The organism is Streptomyces sp. NPDC054863, assembly GCF_053610825.1.
In genome coordinates, this window is the sequence record NZ_JBSGZD010000459.1 from 1 (window position 1) to 4,031 (window position 4,031).

Annotated in this window: 2 protein-coding genes; both read right to left on the reverse strand. The window is 77.5% G+C overall.

What is annotated here, in order from left to right; all coding sequences use genetic code 11:
- Positions 1-3: 3 nt before the first annotated feature.
- On the reverse strand, positions 4-1,797 hold the full coding sequence (locus ACWGIG_RS37540) for a hypothetical protein (protein WP_453326206.1): 1,794 nt from the start codon (positions 1,795-1,797) through the stop codon (positions 4-6).
- Positions 1,794-4,031 (reverse strand): DUF5682 family protein (locus ACWGIG_RS37545; protein ID WP_453326207.1); only part of this gene is annotated, 2,238 nt, incomplete at its 5' end. The genes ACWGIG_RS37545 and ACWGIG_RS37540, both read right to left, overlap by 4 nt.

Here is a 4,031-nt window from a genome sequence, read left to right on the forward strand (position 1 = left end):
GCCCTACTGCGTCGGTTCCCAGGCTGTCGCGCACAGGGACTCGGCCACGGCGGCCGTGTAACGGGCGGCGGTGAGCCAGGAGGTGGCGAAGCCGTCGGTGTCGGCAGGGAGGAGGCGGCCGAAGACGTCGCGATCGCGTGGGGCCGCCGAGGCGCACAGGGCGGTGAGCAGTCCGGCGGCCGTCGGAAGGCCCGCGCGGCGGATGCGGCGGCTCTCGGCGGTGACGTCGCCGAGCATGCCGAGGGTGGCACGGCCCGCCAGGACCGTCTGTTCGACCCGGCGCTCCAGGAGGTACAGCGGCGCGTTCCCGCCGGACGCTCCCGGCGGGGGCGGGGCGGGGTGCACGGGGGCCGTCGGGTCAGGGAGGTCGGCGCGGCGCAGGCGGTCGAGGCCGAGGTCGATCGTGCCCTCGCCGGTGGGGTGCGAGCAGGCGAGGAGGGTGAGCCGGGGGTGGAGGGCGGGCACCAGACGGCCGATGATCCTCAGCCGGGTGCCCGGCGCCGTGGCCAACAGCATCAGGTTGTCGCGGTGGGCCAGCGCCGGGTCGTCGTCGGCGACGGTGAGCCGGACGGGAATGCTCCCCTGACACAGCGCGAGCAGGCAGGTGCCGCCCGACTCCCGCACGGCGCCGAGGAGTTCGACGTCCAGGAAGAGCAGGTCGCCGGCTCCGCCGTCCGGGTGCGCGTAGCGGGAGGTGAACCGCAGGGCGCGGGCGGCCTGTTCGGACGGCGGCGTCTCCCACAGGGCGGCGAGCGGCTGCTCCGTCCACGCCGCGCCCCGGGCGGTCACGGCCTTGACGCCCTTCCCCGCGCCCAGTCTGCCGTCCGGCGAGACCGTCGCCCCCGAGACCGCCAGGCCTGCCCGGCCCAGCTCCCGATGGGTGAGCGCGCTGTCCCCCAGGCGTACGGCCCGGTCGGCCACGCCCAGGGCGCGCGCGACGCCGCCGGGTGCCACGTCGCCGACCGAGCAGAGGCGGCCGTCGGATCCGGCGACCCAGGTGCGGGCGCCGGCGTGCCCGGAGTCGGTGACCACAGGTTCGGTGAACAGGCCGTACAGACGCAGCGAGCCGTCCGGGCTGTACGGGCGGCGCGCGCGGCCTCTGACGGCGGCCAGCTCCGCCCCGGTGGCCGACCCCACCCGGTGTGCGGTGCCCAGGAGTTCGGCCAGGGCCGTGACGAGGTCGGCGGTGCGGTAGGACGGGTCCCCGGCGCGGGCCGCGCGCAGCAGTGTGACGACGGACAGCGCGGCGCCCGCGGCACGCGGCAGGTGCCGGAGCCGGGCGGTGTGCGCGGCGCGCAGGAGGGCCGACTGGGTGACGGCGCCGGCCCCGTCGACGCCGGCCTCCAGCACGGCGGCGCCCGCCGACCACAGGGCGTCGGCCGCGGCACGCTCGGCCGGGCTCGCCGCCTCGGGCGAGGAGGCAGCTTCGGGGGCGGGGGCGGGGTCCGTCGCCGAGGTGGGTTCGGGGACCGCCCGGGTGGGCCGGTCGGCGGGCTCGCGCGCCGGGTCCGCCGTGGGGGCGGCGCAGGCGGCGGCTGCGCGGTGGACGCATGCCGGGGCGAGGAGGCAACCGCAGGTGATGGCGTCCGCCGTCGCCACCACGCCGCCCGGGGCGTGCAGTCGCAACTCGCTCTCGTCGTCGACCGCGATCGTCACCGTGTCCCCGTCGCGGTGCGCCGGGCGGGCGGCGAGCTTGGTGACTGCCGCGTCCAGCCGCTTGCGCAGCCGGGGCGAGAGATTCTCCACCAGTGTGGCCGTGACCTCCGGCGCGACGGGTGGCAACTGGGCGGTGGTCATGCGGTCTTCTCCCCTATCCAGCGGGCCAGTTCGAGCGGACTGAGGGCCGCCACGGGCATGCCTGCGGCCACGAGCTGCCCGGCGACGCCCGTCGAGTAGCGGGGCCGGCCGGCGTCGTCGAGGCTCGCGCACCCGAGGACGTGGCAGCCGGTGGTCACCAGGGCCCGCACCTCGGCCAGCAGTCCGCCGAGCGGTGCGCCCTCCTCGAAGTCGCTGATGACGACGACGAGGGTGCGGGTGGGCACCGTGATCAGACTGCGGGCGTGCCGCAGCCCGGCGGCGATGTGCGTGCCCCCGCCCACGCTCACCTCCAGCAGGAGGGAGAGGGGATCGTGCACATGGCCGGTGAGGTCGACGACCTCCGTGGAGAAGGCCAGGAAGTGGGTGCTCAGGGTCGGCACCCCGGCGAGCACGGAGGCGGTCAGCGCGGACCAGATCGTGGATGCCTCCATGGATCCGGAGACGTCGGTGACCAGGATCAGGCGCCAGTCGGCCGACCGGCGGGCGCGACTGCGGAACACCGGCTTCTCGGGGATCACCCGGACCGTTCCGTCGGCCGTCCGGCGGGCGGTGGCGAGGTTGGCGCGGAGCGTGCGCGGCAGGTCCAGCCGGCCGCCGGGGCGGCGGGTGGGCCGGGCCGACATCGTGCCGGTGAGGGCGGGTCGCAGCCGGGTGGCGAGCTGCCGGGTCAGTTCGTCGACCAGGTGGCGGACCAGGGGACGGAGCGCCGCGAGGCGGGCTTCGGGGAGGCCACCGGCGTACCGCAGGACCGTTCGGAGCAGTTCTACGGAGGGGGTGGTTGCGGCCGGGTCGAGTTCGGCGAGGACGTCCCGGCGGCCTGTCCCGGCTGCGGCGGCGAGGACCTCCTCGCGGATGCCGGGGCCGAACAGCGCGGCCAGTTCCTCCGACCACTCGCGGACGCCGGGGAAGGACGCTTCCCGGCCGCCGCGCCGTCCGGAGCCGCCACCCTGACCGGGCAGGCCGCCACGGGATCCCTCGCCGTGTCCCGCGCCGTAGAGCTCGTCCAGCGCGGTCGCCAGGCGGGCGGCGCCGGACGGCAGTCGGTCGGGACGCCGGCCGAGCACGAGCCGCCACCGGTCGGCGGGCGCGAGGGTGGGCGCGGGGGCCTCCTCGGTGGAAGGTGGGGTGGCGGATGTGACGGTGGGGTGTGGTGCGGCGGGGTGGCCGGAGAGCGGCGCGAACCGGTCGTCGTGCGCGGGTGGCGGGACGGGCAGGCCGAGGCCGGTCAGGAGTTCGCGGGCCGCGAGGTCGGCGGCTGTCCGGCGGGCCAGCTCGGCGGGGTCGTCCGCGTCGAGGGTGTCCACCCGTTCGCCAAGCCGCTCCTCGACGGTGTCGAGCAGCCGGTCCCGGGCGGCCGGGCTCAGGGTGTCGAACCCCCCGCGCAGTGCGGGCAGCCGGGCCAGGAACGCGGTGTCGTCCAGCTCGACGACCCGGTGCAGCAACGGGTCCAGGGCGTCGGCGCCGACGGTCAGGAGCGGGCCTGCCACCGTCAGGACGCCGGTGAGGCGGGCGGTGAGCGCGGCCCGGGAGGTGCTGTCCACGGCTCCGTCCACCCAGGAGGCGACGCGCCCCCCGAAGGTCCCGGCCTCTTCGTGGCCGGTGAGCACCCTGACCGCTCCGGCGGCTGCGGCGATCAACGGCGTGCCGTCGGCGGCCAGCCGGGTGAGGGCGTCGGTGAGCCGGATGCCGCCCACCCGGTCGGCGCGCTGGGCCAGTTCGAGCAGCGCCCGGGCGTCCTCGGGGTCCTCGGAGCCGGTCAGGCCGTCGACCTGTCGGACCGCCGCCGACGTCAGCAGTTCGGCCGCGTGCGCGGTGCGGGCGGTGCGGGCGGCAGCGGTGGTGTCCGGGGCCGGGGCCGAGGTGGGAACCGAGGTGGGAACCGGGGCCGGCGCGGGGGCCGGGGTAGGGGCAGGGGTCGGAGGGTCGTCGGGCGGGGCCACGCCCGGCAGGTGTCCGGCGTCGATGCGGTCCAGCAGGTCGAGCCCGGCGAGGAGTTCGGGAAGGGTGCCGCTCGCGGGGAGTACGCCCGCCAGCTCCGTCAGCCGTTCGTCGGCCAGGGCGGGGAGCCCGCACTCGGCGGCCTCCGAGAGGCCGCCGACGACCTGGGCGGCCGTCGGGCCGCCCTCCGCGCGCTCGGCCGCGTGACGCTGCCGCAGCACGCCCTCGGCCGCCTGGGCCGGGGTGACGCCGCGTGCCCCGGCCGCGGTGAGCAT

Excerpts from the sequence above, each read along its gene's own strand:
- ACWGIG_RS37540 (WP_453326206.1), bottom strand. The coding sequence starts at position 1,797 with ATGACCACCGCCCAGTTGCCACCCGTCGCGCCGGAGGTCACGGCCACA.